This is a genomic window from Streptomyces sp. col6 (assembly GCF_008042035.1).
In the GTDB taxonomy this organism is placed as follows: domain Bacteria; phylum Actinomycetota; class Actinomycetes; order Streptomycetales; family Streptomycetaceae; genus Streptomyces.
This window is the reverse complement of sequence record NZ_RDBL01000029.1, coordinates 802,016-818,778: the sequence shown is the minus strand read 5'-3', so window position 1 is coordinate 818,778 and position 16,763 is coordinate 802,016. Positions and strand designations below refer to the sequence as shown.

Here is a 16,763-nt window from a genome sequence, read left to right as displayed (position 1 = left end):
GGCGATGACGACGGGACTGGACCACCTCCGCGATCTCCGCAAGCGCGGGCTCCTGGAGAAGGCGTACGACCAGGTCGCCGCCGCCCTCGCCGAGGAGGAGCCCGGCGGCGTACGGGCGGACACCGCCGCGGCCGGCCGGCTCCTCGGCTCCCTCGATCCCGAGGCCGTGCTGACCCACCACCCGGCGACCCCGGTCGTCACGGTCGCCGTCACCGGCCAGTCCACGGTCGGCCAGGTCCTCGACCCGCTCCGGGGTGAACTCGCCCGCCACGGACTGCTCCTGCGCCCCGTCCTCGGCGAGCACGGCACATACCTGCGCGACCTGACCGACCCCACGAGCGAGCTGCACGCGGCCGCACCCGACCTCACCCTGTGCCTGCTGGACGCCGAGACGGTGTTCGAGCAGGTCCCCGGGGTGTGGCGCCCCGAGGACGTCGAAGCGGCCGCCGGCGAGGTGCTGGCCCGGTGCGCCGCGCTGGCCGACGCCGCGCCGGGCACCCTGGTCCTCAACACCCTTCCGCTGCCCCTCACGTACAGCAGGCAGCTCGTCGACCACCGCTCGCGGGCCCGGCTGGGCGCGGTGTGGCGGGAGTTCAACGCCGGGCTGCTGCGGCTCACCGAACGCGCGCCGGCCCTGGTGGTCGTCGACCTCGACCCGCTCGTGGCCGAGGGCGGCCCGGTCGCCGACCCCCGCCTGGTCCGGTACGCCAAGGTGCGGCTCGGGGCCGGGCTGCTGGCCGGATACGCCAGGGAGGTCGCCCATCTGGCGCGGGCTCTGCGCGGCAGGGCCCGTAAATGCCTGGTGCTCGACCTCGACCGGACGCTGTGGGACGGGGTGCTCGCCGAGGAGGGGCCCGACGGGATCGCCGCGGCGGGAACCCTGCGCGGCGAGGCGTTCGGTGCCTTCCAGACCTGTGTGAAGCAGCTCGGCTCCCAGGGCGTCCTGCTCGCGGTGAGTAGCAAGAACGATGCCGCGGAGGTGGCACGGGTGCTGGCGGACCACCCCGATCTGGTGCTCCGCGAGCGGGACTTCGTGGCGGTCAACGCCAACTGGGAGCCCAAGGACGGAAACCTCGCCGACATCGCCCGGCAGCTGGACCTGTCCACCGACGCGCTGGTCTTCGTGGACGACTCGGCGGCCGAGCGGGCGCAGGTGCGCCACGGCCTGCCCGGGGTCGCCGTGGTGCCGCTCGACGAGGAGCCCGCGACGCACATCGGGCGGCTGCTCGCGGACGGCTGGTTCGACACGGTGAGCCTGACGGACGAGGACCGGGCCAGGACCGGTGAGTACCGGGCCCGCCGCGACCGCGCGGAGCTGCACGCCGGAGCGGGCTCGCACGAGGAGTTCCTGCGCGCCCTGGACGTGCGGCTGGAGGTCGGGCCGCCGCGCCCGCACGAGGCGGCCCGGATCTCCCAGCTGACGTTACGCACCAATCAGTTCAATCTCGCCGGCGGCGGTCTCACCGAGGCGGCCGTGACGGACCTGGCGGCCGGCGCGGAACGGCAGCTGCTGGTGGCCCGTACCGCCGACCGGTTCGGGGACAACGGGCTGGTCGGCGCGGTGCTGATCACCGGGTCCGGGGACCGGTGGCAGCTGGACAACCTGTGGCTCAGCTGCCGGGTGCTCGGGCGCGGCGTCGAGCACGCCTTCGTCGCCGTACTGTTGGGTAGAGCCCGGCGCCTCGGACTGCACACCGTGGGCGCCCGCTACGTACCCACCGCCCGCAATCACCGGGCCCGGGACCTCTATCCGTCCTGTGGGTTCGTCCCCCGCCGGCCCTCCGGGGCCGGGGAGCGCGGGGACGGGGTCTCGGAGTACCGCCACGATCTGACGGTGCTGCCGGAGGTCCCCGGCCACATCCGTGTCACCGAGTCCGGAAAGGCACCCCGATGAGCGCCGCCGATCTGACGGGTCTCGACGCGTTCCTGCGGATCGTGGGCGACGACCTGGGCCTGGACGTGGAACACCCCGCCGGTGCCGACCTCGCCCTCACCGACGTGCCCGGCTGGGACTCGCTGAACCTGCTCCGGCTGGTGGCCCTCCTGGAGGAGTCCGGCCATCCCGTACCGGTGCACCGTCTGCTGGAGGCGCAGAGCTTCCGGGACATCCACACCCTTGTGAAGGAGTACCGATGACCGCCCCGGGCAGCGTCACGCCCGGCTCACCGCTCGGTGAGCCCGTCGCCGTGGTTCCCGGGGGTGACTCGTGGAACAGGGTCAGGGACGACCTCGCCGCGCACGGCAGCGCCCTGGCCTACGCGTGGCTGAAGGACCTGGAGCCCGCCGTGCCCGCGGGCGACGATCTGCGCGAGCTCCTCGGCCGGGACTGGACGCGCTATCTGGACCTGACCCACTCCGACGTACGCAACCGGTACGTGGCCTCGCGGATGCTGCTCAAGCACGCAGCGGGAGCGGTGCTCGCCAGTGAACCGGCCGACCTGGAGCTGGCGTACGGGCCGACCGGGCGCCCGTATCTGCGCGGCTGCGACCAGATCGACATCAGCCTCAGCCACACCGAGGACCTGCTGCTCGTCGGCCTGACCACCTGCGGGCTGATCGGCGTCGACGCGGAGCGGGCCGACCGCGACATGTACGGCGGCGGTCTCGTCCGGCACATCTGCACCCCGTACGAGGCTGTTCTGCTGTCCGGGATGCCGGAGAAGGAGCGCAACGGCGCGCTGGTGCGGCTGTGGACGCTCAAGGAGGCGTACTCCAAGGCGATCGGGCAGGGCATGCAGTTCCGCTTCACCGAGTTCGGCTTCGGGCCGGACGGGCGGCCGGTGCGCGTGCAGCGGCCCGACGGCACCCCGGGCACCGGCGAGGAGTGGACCTTCCGCACCTTCCCGCTGGAGGACGGCTACGTGGTGAGCGCGGCGGTGTACGACGCGGGCTTCGGCAAGCTGCAGGACGCGCACGTCACGACGATGCTCGACCAGGACTGCGTGGACGCGATCACGGAGGCGCTGGACGCGGAGGAGGCCGGGGACGGGGGCGCCGGCGCGTGAGGCACGGTGCGGCGGCGCCCCGGTCAGAACGTCCGGGGGGCCGATTCGCCGGTGCGCATCTCCTGCCGGGCGGCGTTGTAGCCCGCCTGGAAGCGGCTGGTGGCCTCCAACTGCTCGGTGATCTCCGCGATGTGGCGCCGGCAGGTGCGCACGGACATGCCGAGCCTGCGGGCGACCATCTCGTCCTTGTAGCCCTTGGTCATCAGCCGGATGATCGACCACTTCAGCTCGTCCGTCGAGGACGGCGGGCGCTGCGACTCCACGACGTACGGGGTCGCGCCCTCCCACAGGTACTCGAAGACGGAGCAGAGGAACGCCACGAGGGTGGGCTCGCGGACGACGGCCGCGCCCGGGAAGCTGCCCTCGCAGGCCGACCGCGCCGGCAGGAAGGCCACCTCGCGGTCGTAGATGATCAGCCGGTCGATGACCTCGTCGGCGGTCCGGACCTCCGCGCCCTGCACCGTGACGTCACGGACGTAGGAGCGGGTGGGCAGGTCGTTGCGCGCGGTGTGCTGGTAGATGGTCCGGATGCGCACCCCGCGCGCCAGGATGGACAGGGCGCTCGCCCTGGCGTCGTCGAGCATGTCCGCCGGTCGCGCGCCGCCGGGCTGGACGGTGATCAGCTCGTTCTTGCAGGTCTGCCCGAGGTGGTCCAGGAGGGCCTGGATGCGGGCGGGGTCGCTGATGATGTCGATGGCTTCCAGGTGGTTGCGCACCCGGCGGCCCTCGAAATACAGGGGAGTCAGCGACATCAGCTGGGCCCGGACCTCGGTGACGGCCTGCTGGAGATCGCGGATCTGCCGCTCGGCGGGGCCCACCAGGGAGGCGGCGGCCGCGTCGGGCGTGACGGGCGTCAGCTGGTGCGAGTGACCCGGCACCGACTGGAGCAGCCGGACACCGACCAGGACGCTCTCGACCCGGGCGACCTCGTCGTGCGTGAGGGACAGGTCCTTGGCAATCCGTTCCCGGTCGAAGCGGCCGCACTCGACGGCGATCCCGTATGCCGCAGCGCTCACGTCATCCAGTTCGGCGAAGCCCGAATCCGCGTACTCCCCTTGGAACACGCCAGCCCCCACTGGTCGGTGTAATTGCTGCCACGTAACTTTACGCCAACGTGCAGCCCTTGGCGCGAATGATCGGCGTTCGAGATTCTTTTCCCGTCGCCGGAGAGCTCCGAAGCCGGAGGTTTCGGGTGACGCAGTAGCCGGAGGTAAGGCTCATTCGTCGACCTAGGGGAGTCGCAATGGCAAGTTATGGTAAAGAATCTTTGGTTCGCTTGACTTTGCTGATGGGTGTACTTCTGGCCGTTATCGGGGGGCAGTTCATGCTGGGGCTTTCGCACGGGACGTCCGGCCACACCGCGGTGAGCGCGGTGAGATCGGCGTCCGCGGACCTCGGAGCGACCGGTGGGGACCGGCCGGAGGACGACCGCTGGGGCCCCATCACCTGATCAATACCGGGCCACCCGGCCTGACGAGGCTCAGCGAATGCTCCCCGCAGCACACGTGCGGGGAGCATCGCCGTGTGCGGCCCCGGCCGGTCTGCGCGCGGGCACGGCGATGGCGCTCAGCAGCACCCCGTCCCGGGCGGACCAGCGGCCGCTGAACGAGGTGGGCCCCGCCGGGGACAGCGAGGCCGGGTCCGGCAGCAGCCGCGCGGTGAACGTCTCCTGCACCGCGTCCACACGCACCAGCGCGTCGGTGAAGTCCAGTTCCTGGCCGGTGAGCGGGAACCACGTCTTGTAGACCGCCTCCTTGATGGAGAACAGCAGCCGGTCCCAGGCCACTTCCGGCACCGCCCACGCCAGTTCGCGCGTCCGGCGCAGCTCCTGCGGCAGCGCGATCGACTTCAGCACCCCCGGCCGCAGCGGGGCGTTGGGCTCCGCGTCGATCCCCACCGACAGGAAGTCCTCCTTGCGGGCGAGCGCCACGCCGCGGAAGCCCGCGCAGTGCGTCATCGACCCCACGACCGAGGGCGCCCACTGCGGAACCCCGCGCCGGCCCGGCAGCACGGGGGCCGGTGCCACCCCGAGCGCCCCCATGGCCCGCCGGGCGCACATGCGCACCGTGGCGAACTCCAGCCGGCGCTTGGGGACAGCGTTGCCGATCAGGGACTCCTCCTCCGGGAAGAGGAACACATCGGCCGGGTCGGCGGTGGCCTCGGCGGTGGCGACGGTCGAAGGCAGGAGCTTGGTGAGCACGACAGTCCTTCAGGTCGGGGCGTCGGGTGGACGCTTCCCACGCTCCCGCAGGCGCCCCGCACCGGCCGGCTGAGCGGCCCCCGGCCGGGCGGACAGCCCCGCTCCGGCGCCGATTCGTGCCAGCCCGCTGCCATGCGTACGGCTCCGCCCGCACCGCCTGCGGGCGGGCTGCCACCGGCCCTGCGCACGCCTGTCATACCCTTGTCATCCCCGGTGCGGTCCGCCCGTGGAGCGGTCACGCACAGTCAACTCAGGGGTCCGTCAGGGGTGTTCGCCCGCACGCGGGACGTCCAGCCTGGGTGAATGGCGCACGGAAACCTCATGGGCATCAGCGACCTCCATGTCGCATTCCCGGAGAACCGCCGGATCGTCGAGGAGCTGTATCCCGACAGCCCCGCCGACTGGCTCGTCGTCGCCGGCGACGTCGGGGAGTCCCCGGACGATCTGAGCTGGGTGCTCGATTTGCTCACCCGCCGCTATGCCACCGTCATCTGGGCACCCGGAAACCACGATCTGTGGACTCTTCGCGACGATCCTGTGCCGCTGCGTGGAGACGCCCGGTACCGGAGATTGGTCGAAATCTGCCGCTCGTACGGAGTGCACACCCCGGAGGACCCGTACCCCGTCTGGTCCGGACCGGGCGGCCCGCTGGTCGTGGCGCCCCTCTTCCTGCTGTACGACTACACCTTCCGCACCCCCACGGCCGCCACCCGGGAGCAGGCGCTGGAGCAGGCGTACGAGGCCGGCGTGGTGTGCACCGACGAGTTCATGCTGCACCCCGACCCCTACCCGTCCCGCGAGGCCTGGTGCCGGGCCCGGGTCGCCGCCACCGAACAGCGCCTGGCCGCCTGCGACCCCGAGCTGCGCACCGTGCTGGTCAACCACTTCCCGCTGGTCCGCACCCCCACCCGCATCCTGCGCCACCCCGAGTTCGCCCAGTGGTGCGGCACCGAGCTGACGGCCGACTGGCACACCCGCTTCCGGGCCGCCGCCGTCGTGTACGGGCACCTCCACATCCCGCGCACCACGTGGTACGACGGCGTGCGCTTCGAGGAGGTCTCGGTCGGCTACCCCAGGGAGCGGCGCCACCGGGGGCAGACAGGGGTGGCGCCCCGCCGCATCTTTCCGGCCGTCCCCGGGGATAGCTGACTGGCAGGTTCCGGCCACCGTGAACGCGCCGGGCGCGCCCCTATGCTGAAGCTCGATTGCTTCTCAAGCGCCGCTCGATCGGTCCTGAATCCGGTTCGCATTCCGTGTCTTTACCGAGAGCCGGAGCATGGGCATGGGGGATCTCATGGTGTTGTTCCGTCGCGCCGAAGAACTGTCTCTTCTGGAAAAGCTGATCGCAGGCTGCGGGGAGGGGAATTCCGGACTGCTTCTCATCGAAGGAGCGGTCGGCTGTGGGAAGAGCGAATTCCTGGAGACCGTTGCCGTAAATTCAGAGAAACGCGGGGCCCTGGTGCTGCGCGGAATGGCCACCGCCGATGAGCGGCGCCATCCACTGGGAGTACTGCGCCAGCTCACCGCGGACGCCCCGCCCGGCGCGCTCCCGCCCCTGCCCCCGTCGCCCGCCGAGGCCGGCCGGGTCGGGGCCATGCGGCAGTTCGCCTCCGCCGTACGCGAGCTGAGCGCCACCGCGCCCGTGGTCATCTGCGTGGACGACCTGCACCACGTCGACGAGCTGTCCGGCCGCTATCTGCTCCACCTCGCACGTGGCACCCGCGAGGCCAAGGTGCTCCTCGCCCTCACCGAGTCCGTCCACGAGCACGGCGACGATCCGCTGCTGCGCACCGAACTGCTGCGGCTGCCCCACTTCTCGCGCCTGCGCCTCGAACGCTTCACGCCCGACGCGGTCCGGGCCATGCTCCCCGACCGCCCCGAGGCCGAGACCGCTCGGCTGCACCGGGCCGGCGGCGGCAACCCGCTGCTGCTGCGCGCCCTGCTCCAGGACCCCGGCACCCGCCCCGGCGAGGCCTATGCCCAAGCGGTCCTGGCCTGCCTGCACCGCTGCGGACCCGCCACCCCCGCGCTGACCGAGGCCATCGCCGTACTGGACCCGCTGGCGACCGCCCCGCTCGCCGCCCGCCTCGCCGGCACCACCGAACCCGCCGCCGCCCGCGCGCTCGCCGCCCTGGAGGACGCGGGGCTGCTGACCCGGGGGCGCGGGCTGTGCCACCCGGCCGCGCGGGCCGCCGTGCTCGACCGGATGGAGCCGGAGGCCCGCCGCGCTCTGCACCGGGAGGCCGCCCTGCTGGCCCGCGCCGCGGGTGCCCCCGACACGGTGGTCGCCGCCCAGCTCCTCGCCGCCCGGCACACCGGCGAGGACTGGGCGCTGCCCGTGCTGCGCGCCGCCGCCGACCAGCACGCGGCCGACGCCTCGCTCGACCGGGCGACCGCTCTGCTGGCGCTCGCCCGTGAGGCGTGCGCGGACGAGGCCCGCCGCGCCGAGCTGAGCGTGCGGCTCGCCGTGGTCACCGCGCGCACCGACCCGGCCGGCGCCGAACGCCATCTCGCCGGACCCCTGGCCGACCTCGCCGCCGGACGGCTGGACGCGCGCGCCCTCGGCCCGCTCGCCCGGGTGCTGGCCGCGCAGGGCCGCATCGACGAGTCGGCGGAGGTGCTGGAACGGCTCGCCGCCGGTGAGGGCAGGCATCCCGGCGCCGAGCGCAGGCACGGGGAGATCCCGGGCGACGACCCGCTCGACGGGCTGTCGGCGTTCCCGCAGTGGGGGGCCGCCGGACGCCGCTGCGCGGGCGCGCCCGGACCGCACCTGGGCCGCGCGGTCCGGGGCGCCGTCCACCCGGCCGCCCTGTGGGCGCTGCCGGCCGAACCGGACGAGGGGGCCGCCGCGCAGGCCGCCGAACTCTTCCTGCGCGGCGCCACGTTGGCCGAGGGCATGGTCGAGCCCGCCGTCCAGGCCGTGCGCACCCTGCTCTTCCTGGACGGGGCCGAGCGGGCGGTGCCGTGGTGCGAGATGTTCGCCGGGCAGGCGGCGGAGCGCGGCGCTACCGGCTGGCAGGCCGTCTTCGCCGGGCTGCTGGCCGAGGCCCGGCTGCGCCTGGGCGACCTGACCGGCGCGGCGGAGACGGCCGAGGACGCCCTGCGCGTGGTGCCCGCCCGGGGCGGCGGCGTCCAGCTGTGCGGGCTGATGGCGACGCTGGTGCGGGCCCGGACCGCCATGGGGCAGCCCGAGGCGGCGGCCGCCGTGCTCAGCAGGCCCGTCCCCGAGCGGCTGACCGGCAGCGTCCACGGCCTGGCCTACCTGCGGGCCCGGGGCCACTACGCGCTGGCGACGAGCCGGTACCACGCGGCGCTCGGCGACTTCCTGGACATCGGCCGCCACATGAAGCGCTGGGGTCTGGACCGGCCGAGGGTCCTGCCGTGGCGGGCCGACGCGGCGGAGGCGCTGCTCCGGCTCGGCGAGACCCAGCAGGCCGACCGCTTCCTGGCCGACCAGCTGACCACCCGGGACGCGGGCGACCCCTGGGTGCGCGGGATGACGCTGCGGCTGCGGGCCTCGCTGCGGGAGCCCAAGGAGCGGCAGGCGATGCTCACCAAGGCCGTGGACGACCTGCACCGCTCCGGTGACAGCTACGAACTGGCCCGCGCCATGAGCGACTTCGGGCAGGTGCTCCGCGTCCTCGGCGAGCCCGCCCGCGCCGCCATGGTCAACCGCCGGGCCTGGCACGTGGCGAAGGAGTGCGGGGCGCAGGCCCTGTGCGTGAGGATCCTGCCCGGCCACACCGGCGAGGCCCCGCAGGCCGCGTCGGAGACCGAGGCCCCGAACGCCGACCTGGTGGCGAGCCTCAGCGAGTCGGAGAAGCGGGTCGCCCTGCTGGCCGTGCACGGCCACACCAACCGGGAGATCGCCCAGAAGCTGTACATCACCGTGAGCACCGTCGAGCAGCACCTGACCCGCGTCTACCGCAAGCTGGAGATCCCCGGCCGCCAGGCCCTCCCGGTCGACTTCCACCTGGGGGTCGCCGAGTTCATCTGACGGCATGGCAAGGTCGTAGCAGCCCGGCGTCCCGGTGCGGCCGGCCATGGCAGACACCTGCTGTGTGCCGACCCCACATTCAGTGGTCCATACCCCTGGACATGAGGCGGAGTGGTTCACCGGCGGCGCCGCCTGGAAGGTCGGTCATGAGGCCGTAGCCCACCAGGGAGGGCACCATGACCACCACACCGACGCACGGGCGGGCGGGGAGCGCGGCGAGCCCCGGACAGCTGCGCGACGCGCTGCTCGACCGGGTCGAGGAGCGGCTGGCCCGCCTCCTCGCCGACGAGACCCGGAGCCGCCGCACGGCCGATCCGCGCAGCGCGGTCCTGGTGGCGGGGGTGGCCGAGCTGGTCCAGGCCGGGGCGGAGCGGGCCCATCCGGTCATCTGCCTCACCGGCTACCTCGCGGCCGGCGGCGATCCGGCCGGCGAGGACGTGGTGTCCGCGTGCGCCGCGCTCGAACTCCTCGACACCTGCCTGATGATCCGGGACGACGTGCGCAAGAACGCGACCCTGCGCCGGGGCATCCCCACCCTGCACATCAGCCACGCCGCCGAGCACGAGCGCAACGGCTGGCGCGGCGAGTCCCGCCGCTTCGGCGAGGACACCGCCGTCCTGGCGGGCGACCTCGCGACGGTGTACGGGGACCGCCTCGCGGCCCGGCTGCCGCTGCCTGCCTGGGAGTTGTGGGACGGGCTGCGCGCGGAGCGCGCCATCGGCGCGCACGCGGAGGCCGCCGCGGCGACGGAGTACCTCGACGACGCGTGGCCGGGCCAGTGCCTCGACGGCTGCGGCGACGGCTGCGGAGCCGGCTGGTACGGGCTGCGCCACGCCCTGCTGATCGGCGCCGCGCTCGCGGGCCGCGACGACCTGCGCGAGCCGTACGAGGCGTACGCGCGCGCCCTGCACGCGGCGTGGCGCATCCGCGGATTCCTGCGCGGCGGGCCGGGGTTCGACGGCGACGCGCAGTTCCTGCGGGACATCTTCTTCGACGCGCAGGCCCGCGAGAAGGCGGAGGAGACCATCGCCGGCCTCCTGGACCGCGCCGACGAGGTCGCGTCGAAGGCCCCCGTCCCCCCGCGCTGGCGCACGGAACTGAGCGCGTTCGCCCGCAGGGTGGCGGGCTGCGAGTGACGGCGTCGGCGCCGTTACGGGGGTGCCGGCCGCGGCCCGCGAGCGCTTACGCGGATGCCCGTATGCGTTCCGCGAGCGTCCTCTACTCCGGCGCCGGCCGCGGGCTCCCCGGCCGTCCCCGTAGCAGCCATGTGCGCAGCGCGTCCCGGCGCAGGCGGCCGTGCTCGTCGCGGGGCAGGGCGCCCACGATCTCCAGGCGCGTGGGCAGGAACGCCTCGGCGACGCCCCGTGCGGTGAGGTGTTCGCGCAGTTCGGCCGGGCCGGGCGGCCGGTCCCACGCGACCGGGACCACCACCGCGCACGGCAGCTCCCCGTGTTCCGGGTCGGTGTAGGCGACCACCGCCGCCTCACCCACCCGGGGATGGGTCAGCAGGGACTCCTCCACCTCCGCGACCGGCACCATGAAGATCGCCCCGGTCCGGGTCCCCGCGCGGGCCCGGACGCGGATGCCGCCGCCGGTGTCCGTCGTCGCGACGTCCCCCGTGTCCAGCCAGCCGTCCCCGTCCTCCCACGTCGAGACGGGCACCGCCTCCCCGTGCCGCCAGGTCGCCAGGGCCACCGAGGGCCCGCGCACCCGCAGCGGGACGGGCCCCGGGCCGTCCCCGGCCGGTACTTCGAGGCCCCGCAACAACTGTGACTCGCCGGCCGCCGCCGACAGCGCGCCCATGCCCAGCTCCGGCGCCCCCCACGCGGAAAGCACCGGCACCCCGAACACCTCCCGCAGCTCCGCCGCCAGCGGCTCCGGGGTGCTGGTGCGCCCGCCGGACAGGACGAGCCGCAGCCGCTCCAGGCTCCGGGGCCGCTCCCGCTGGGTGGTCAGCAGCTCAGCGAAGTACGCGGGCTCCGCGTACACCTGGTCGACCCCCGCGTACGCCATCAGGTCCAGGCAGCGGCCCGGGTCCCACACGTCCTGCCAGACGCCCGTGCCGCCGACCGCGAGCGGCCAGCACACGGTGTAGATGAGCGAGGCCAGAGAGGTCAGCGGCAGGGTGGACAGGAAGACCTCGCCGGGCCGCCGCCCCGGGCCCTCGGGGTGGTGCTGGGCCGAGACGTTGGCGTACAGGGTGTCGGGGGAGTGCACCACGGAGGTGTACGCGTCGCGCAGCCCCATCACGCTGATCAGCAGCGCCGGCCGGTCGGCGCGCCCCGGCAGCGGCGCGAGGCGGCGGCCCGCCGCGGTCCGCTCGTGCGGGGTGCGCACGAAGTGCGCGGTGAAGTCGACGGCCCCGGTCGCCGCCGCGTCCCCCACCACCACGCGGTGCCGCAGCCAGGGCAGCCCCGGCGCGAGATCGGCCAGCGCCTCGGCGTGCGGGAATCCCTCCCAGGCGTCCGGGACCACACAGACCCGGGCCCGGGTGCCGTCCAGGATGTGCCGCAGCCCATGGGCCCGTACGGTCGGCAGTACGGGCACCGCGACCGCGCCGGCCCGCCAGCAGGCGAGGGTGAGGGCGGTTGTCTCCCACCAGCTGGGCAGCTGGTAGGCGACCGGGTCGCCCGGCGCCACCCCGAGCGAGGCCAGGGCCGCCGCGAACCGTTCGACGTACAGCGCGAGTTGGCCGTAGGTGACGGTGACCCGGCGTTCGCCCTCCGGCCGCAGCATCCGCTCCGCGACGATCGCGGGCCGCTGCGGAGCACCGGCCGCCGTGCGGCGCAGGTCGTCGAGGAAGGTCTCCTCCCGCCACCATCCGGCCGCCCGGAACCGCCGGACGACCTCGTCGGGCGCGGTCAGCTCCAGGAGGCGGCGCTCCGCCGTGCCGGTGCCTCGGGTCATCCCCACCGCCCCACCGCCCCGGCGACCTGCACCCGCGAGGTGCACCCGAGCCGCCGCATCACCTGGCGGACGTGGTTGACGACGGTCCACTCGGAGATGTCGAGCCGCGCCGCGATGTGCCGGTTGGTCAGCCCCTCCGCGACCAGGAGCGCGACCTGGGCCTGGCGCGGGGTGAGCGACTGCGCCTCGGCCGCAGCGCCGGCGACCGGGCGGCGCGAGGGCACGGGCGAGGACAGTGCCTCGGCCACCGCCGTGGGCGCGGACATCCGGACGCCCTCCGCCCAGGCGGTCGCGAAGTCGGGCCAGTCGAGCCGGGCGCCCAGCTCCGTACGGGCGCGCTCGGCCTGTGAGCGCCACTCCTGGGGGACCTCGGCGCCGGTGCGCTGCCGCAGCACGTCGGCCGCCGCGAGCAGCCGGACCGCGCGCGGGCGCTGCGCGGGCTGGGACCGGAGCAGGAGCAGCGCGAACTCCTCCAGCAGGCCGGGGAGTTCCGTGCGCTCGTCGATCGCCTCGTACAGCCGCAGCGCCTCCCTGAGCGCGGTCTCGGCCGGTTCCGGCTCGTCGCCCTCCAGGTCCAGCGCGGCCAGGGCCCGCAGCGCACCGGCGAGCCCGCGTCCGTCACGGCTGCGGCGGAACGTCTCCTCGGCCCTGACCAGCATGTCCCGCGCCTTGCGCCGGTCGCCCTCGGCGTGCAGGGCGGCGGCGAGCGCGACGGCGGCCTCGGCGGTGCCCCCGGTCACGCCCATCGTGGACAGCGCGCTGTGCGCGGTGACCAGCACGCTGTGGGCCGCCGCCGCGTCACCGGCCCTGAGCAGGGCGGCGCCGAGCCGGAGGGAGGCGAGGGCGTTCTGCCGCCGGTCGCCGACGCTCTTGCCCAGGGCGAGGGCCCGCCGGTGACGGCGTACGGCCTCCTGCGGGTCGCCCAGGGCCAGCGCGAACACCCCGGACAGATCGGCGAGCCGGGCGCGCGGTGCCTCGGGGAGCGGCCCGGCGTCGGCGACCGCGTCGCACCACTCCAGCCCCTCCCGCAGCCGCCCCTGCGCCAGCCACGGCAGATGGCAGCCGAGCACCATCGCCGCCGCGGCCTCGCCGTCGCCCCGCTCGTGCAGATGCCGCAGGGCCGCGAGCACGTTGGCGCCCTCGGCCGCCGCCTCCCGCAGCAGCCGGTCCTGGCCGGTGCCGGCGAGTCCCGGCAGCGCGGCGGCCACCAGCCGCCGGTAGCGCTCGGCGTGCGCGTCCGCCGCCGTCTCCGCCGCCTGGGCACGTGCGTGGGACCGTACGGGTTCGGGCACCGCGAACCGCAGTTCGCCCCGCTCCTCGCCGAGGACGGTGAGCAGCCCCCGGTCCATCAGCGGTTCCAGGCCCTCCTCCTCGGCGAGCCCGGCGGCGGCGAGCCCGAAGCCCGGTTCGTACACCGCGAGCCGCCCCAGCAGTGCGCGGGCCGCCGGGTCCAGTCCGTGGCAGCTCCACTCGGCGAGCGCGGTGAGCGAGCGGTGCCGGGCGGGCGCGTTCACGGGTCCGCCCGCGAGGACGGTCGTACGCCCGCGCAGCCGGGCCGCCAGCAGATGCGGGGGCAGCAACCGCAGGCGCAGGGCGGCGAGTTCGAGGGCGAGGGGCAGTCCGCCGAGCAGGGTGCAGATCTCGGCCACGGCCGCGCCGTTCTCCAGGGTCAGCGCGAACGACGGGTCGGCGTCACGGGCCCGGCGGACGAACAGGGCCACCGACGCCACGGCGTGCGGGTCCTCGCCGTCGCCCTCGCCGGGCACGGGCAGCGGTCCGAGGGGCAGCAGCTGTTCCCCGTAGACCCCGAGCGGTTCCACAGCGGTGGCCAGGACCACCACGCCCGGGTCGGCGGCCAGTGCCACGGCGGCCTCCGCCGCGGGCTCCCGGGCCTCGTGGTCGCAGCCGTCGAGCAGCAGCAGAACCCGCTCGTGGCCGCCCGTGGGCCGGCCGTCCGCCGCTCCCTCGCGCCGCGCCGTCACCGCCGCCGACAGCGCGCCCGGCACCGCCGCGTCCACGCTCTCCACGCGGGCGAACGCCTCGCCGAGGTCCCGTACGGCCTCCCGGGCGAGGCGGGTCTTGCCGACCCCGGCCCGCCCGGTCAGCGTCACCAGCCGCACACCGGGCGAGAGCAGGCGCTCCCGCAGGGCGGCGGACTCCCGCTCCCTGCCGACCGGTTCCGTGGCCGGGCCGAGCGTTACCGACATGGTTCCCCCACCGAGCGGGACGCCCCGGCGAACGGGCCGCCCTGATGAATCCTCCAGAGACCCGGCCGTATCTCCACGGCACCGAAGCCCGACTCCGGCGCACCCGCGTCCAGCGCCCGCAGCGAGCGCCGCACGTACATCCGCAGCCGGGGGTCGTCGAGCGCGTCCGCCAGCGCCAGGCACTCGGCGAACCAGACCCGGGCCGCCTCCGGGCCGTCCTGGGCGAGCGCCACCAGGGCCCGCGCCCGCGCCGCCTCGTAACGGCCCCGGGCGTGACCGGGGGCGGTCAGCGCGGCGAGGGCCTGCTCCAGCAGTTCCGCCGCGTCCCCGACCGCCCCGCCGTCCAGCAGGAGCTCGGCCAGTCCGACGAGTGCGTGCCCCGCCTCCTCCTCGGCGCCGCACTCCCGGGCGATCTCCAGCGCCCGCGCGAACAGCTCCCGGGAGCGCCCGAAACGCCGGTAGCGACCGGCGAGTTCGGCGAGCAGCCGCAGCATCCGCGCCTCGGCCGGGCGGTCCGCGCAGCGCCGCGCGGCGTCCAGGGCCAGGGCGTAGCACGCCTCCTCGGCCTCCGGGTCGGGCCGCGCGCACCCGGCGAGGCCGTCCGTCAGCCGTACGGCCGGCTCCCACAGTCCGGCGTGGTACGCGGACCGGGCCAGCCGGGCGAGCGCCGGAGCGTCCGGGTCCGCCGCGCGCCGGGGCCCCGCCGCGCCCGGCAGGTACGCCAGGCACACGCGCCGGACGGCGGCCCGCACGGTCTGCGGGTCCTCCTCGGCGGCCAGCCGTTCGGCGGCGAGGAGCCGCAGCAGCTCGGGCAGCCGCCACGCGCCCCGGTCCGCCTCCACCAGCCGTTCGTCGGCCAGCCCTTCGAGCGCGGCGAGCGCCCGTGCCTCACCGGTGCCCAGGGCGGCGGCGGCCCGCGCGGCGTCGAAGGGGCCCGGCGGCAGCAGGGACAGCAGCCGGAACTGCCGGCGCCGCCCGTCGTCGCAGTCCACGTACGCGGTCAGCAGCCGGGCCCGTACGTCCATGTCACCGGTGCGCAGCGCGTCGAGCCGGCCGTCCTCCGCGCGCAGCCGGGCGGCGAGGGTGGCGGGCGTCCAGTGCGGCCGGGCCGCGAGCTGGGCGGCGGCGGCCCGCACGGCGAGCGGCAGCCGCCCGCACAGGCCGGCGATCTCCCCGGTCTCGTCGGCGGTCGGCCGGTGGCCCTCACCGTGGCCGTCGAACAGCCGGGTCAGCTGCCGGGTCTCCGCCGGGCGCCACGGCCCGAGGAGCACGGTCCGCAGCCCCGGCAGCCCGGCCGGCACCCGGCGCGCGGTGAGCAGCAGGGTGTAGCCGAGCGGCAGCAGCGGCCGTACCTCGGCCTCGGAGGCCACACCGTCCACGATCAGCAGGGTTGCGCGCGCGGGGGCGGGGTGTGGTGGACCTCCGCCGCCGCGCGGGTCCAGCAGGCGCAGTCCGCCGGGGAACGCGTCGGCGGCCCGGTGCGCGGCCTCGACGGCCAGGGCCGTCTTCCCGGCGCCGGGCATCCCCGTCACGGCGACGACATCGCCGCCGGAGGCCGTACGCAACAGGCGCTCCAGCGCGGCGAGTTCCTCCGTACGGCCCACGAACGACGGGTCGGGGGCGGGCAGCGCGGTGCCGGCGCCACTGCCCGCACGGCCGGCCGCCGGGCGCCCGTCCGGTCCGGGGCGGGCCAGGTCCGGATCGCCCGCCAGGATGAGCCGTTGGAGCCGGCGGGACCTCGGACCCGGTTCGATGCCCAGCTCGTCCACCAGGGTCTGCCGCAGCAGCGTGAAGACGCGCAGCGCCTCGGCCTGCCGCCCGCACCGGTAGAGCGCCACCATCAGATGCGCGTGGAACTCCTCGCGCAGCGGGTACTCCGCCGCCAGTTCGTGCAGTTCGGGGACGAGTTGGCGGTGCATGCCGAGGTGCAGCTCGGCCCGGACCCGCTCGTCGAGCGCCGTGGTGCGGGCCTCGTCCATGCGGACGGCGGCGCCCTCCAGGAGCGGCCCGTGCGGGATGTCCGAGAGCAGCGGCCCCCGCCACAGGGCGAGGGCCCGGCGCTGGAGGTCGGCCGCCCCCGCGAAGTCGCCGTCGTGCAGGGCCAGGTGGCCGCGCCGGGACAGATCGAGGAAGGCGGTGCTGTCGAGCTCGTCCGGGGTGACCCGCGCCAGGTAGCCGGGACGGCGGGTGAGTAGCGTCTCGGCGTCGTGGTGCGGGCCGGCGGTGCGCAGGGCCTTGCGCAGGTGGGACACGTACACCTGGAGGGTGGTGGCGGCGGTGCGCGGCGGGGAGTCGGGCCACAGCTCGTCGATGAGGCTGTCCACGGACACGACCTCGTTCGCGCGGACCAGCAGCGTCCCGAGGACACCCCGCAGCTTGGCGGCCGCCGGCGCACCGCCGCTGACCTCCAGGGGTCCCAGGATGCCGAAACGCACCGCGCCCATCGC

11 protein-coding genes are annotated in these 16,763 nt (G+C 75.3%); 6 read left to right on the top strand and 5 right to left on the bottom strand.

Annotated elements, in window-relative coordinates:
* Positions 1-4 precede the first annotated feature (4 nt).
* Genes EAO73_RS33095 through EAO73_RS33085 form a run of 3 tightly spaced genes read left to right on the top strand, consistent with a single transcriptional unit; the run spans position 5 to position 3,005 of the window.
* Complete coding sequence (locus EAO73_RS33095; protein WP_147975149.1) at positions 5-1,894, top strand: HAD-IIIC family phosphatase; 1,890 nt, start codon at positions 5-7, stop codon at positions 1,892-1,894.
* Positions 1,891-2,136, top strand: coding sequence for a phosphopantetheine-binding protein (locus EAO73_RS33090; protein WP_147975148.1), 246 nt, complete (start codon positions 1,891-1,893; stop codon positions 2,134-2,136). Before EAO73_RS33095 ends, EAO73_RS33090 begins: the two co-directional genes overlap by 4 nt.
* Positions 2,133-3,005 carry a 4'-phosphopantetheinyl transferase family protein gene (locus EAO73_RS33085; RefSeq protein WP_147975147.1) on the top strand — a complete coding sequence of 291 codons (873 nt, stop codon included), beginning with the start codon at positions 2,133-2,135 and terminating at the stop codon, positions 3,003-3,005. The genes EAO73_RS33090 and EAO73_RS33085 overlap by 4 nt, the downstream gene beginning before the upstream one ends.
* A 23-nt stretch (positions 3,006-3,028) precedes the next feature.
* Here EAO73_RS33085 and EAO73_RS33080 read toward each other — a convergent pair whose 3' ends face one another.
* Together EAO73_RS33080 and EAO73_RS33070 are read right to left on the bottom strand one after the other, a co-directional pair.
* A complete protein-coding gene (locus tag EAO73_RS33080; protein ID WP_224756548.1) occupies positions 3,029-4,021 on the bottom strand; it encodes a LuxR C-terminal-related transcriptional regulator in 993 nt (330 codons plus the stop codon).
* A gap of 464 nt (positions 4,022-4,485) precedes the next feature.
* Complete coding sequence (locus EAO73_RS33070; protein WP_147975144.1) at positions 4,486-5,205, bottom strand: 4'-phosphopantetheinyl transferase family protein; 720 nt, start codon at positions 5,203-5,205, stop codon at positions 4,486-4,488.
* A gap of 303 nt (positions 5,206-5,508) precedes the next feature.
* On the opposite strand from EAO73_RS33070, the gene EAO73_RS33065 reads away from it, so the two are divergent.
* The 3 genes from EAO73_RS33065 (at position 5,509) to EAO73_RS33055 (ending at position 10,338) form a co-directional block, all read left to right on the top strand.
* Positions 5,509-6,354: a metallophosphoesterase family protein gene (locus EAO73_RS33065; RefSeq protein WP_224756547.1), complete on the top strand. Its 846-nt coding sequence runs from the start codon at positions 5,509-5,511 to the stop codon at positions 6,352-6,354.
* A 127-nt stretch (positions 6,355-6,481) separates the two neighbouring features.
* Complete coding sequence (locus tag EAO73_RS33060) at positions 6,482-9,202, top strand: helix-turn-helix transcriptional regulator (RefSeq protein WP_318153309.1); 2,721 nt, start codon at positions 6,482-6,484, stop codon at positions 9,200-9,202.
* Between the two features lie 176 nt (positions 9,203-9,378).
* Positions 9,379-10,338 (top strand): polyprenyl synthetase family protein, encoded by a 960-nt coding sequence (locus EAO73_RS33055; protein WP_224756546.1) that lies wholly within the window; start codon positions 9,379-9,381, stop codon positions 10,336-10,338.
* An 82-nt stretch (positions 10,339-10,420) separates the two neighbouring features.
* Here the strand turns inward: EAO73_RS33055 and EAO73_RS33050 are convergent, their stop codons facing one another.
* The 3 genes from EAO73_RS33050 to EAO73_RS33040 are packed head-to-tail and all read right to left on the bottom strand — an operon-like array spanning position 10,421 to position 16,760.
* Positions 10,421-12,109: an AMP-binding protein gene (locus EAO73_RS33050; RefSeq protein WP_147975143.1), complete on the bottom strand. Its 1,689-nt coding sequence runs from the start codon at positions 12,107-12,109 to the stop codon at positions 10,421-10,423.
* A complete protein-coding gene (locus EAO73_RS33045; RefSeq protein ID WP_147975142.1) occupies positions 12,106-14,316 on the bottom strand; it encodes an ATP-binding protein in 2,211 nt (736 codons plus the stop codon). Before EAO73_RS33045 ends, EAO73_RS33050 begins: the two co-directional genes overlap by 4 nt.
* A complete protein-coding gene (locus tag EAO73_RS33040) occupies positions 14,307-16,760 on the bottom strand; it encodes a BTAD domain-containing putative transcriptional regulator (RefSeq protein ID WP_147975141.1) in 2,454 nt (817 codons plus the stop codon). The genes EAO73_RS33045 and EAO73_RS33040 overlap by 10 nt, the downstream gene beginning before the upstream one ends.
* Between the last annotated feature and the right edge of the window lie 3 nt (positions 16,761-16,763).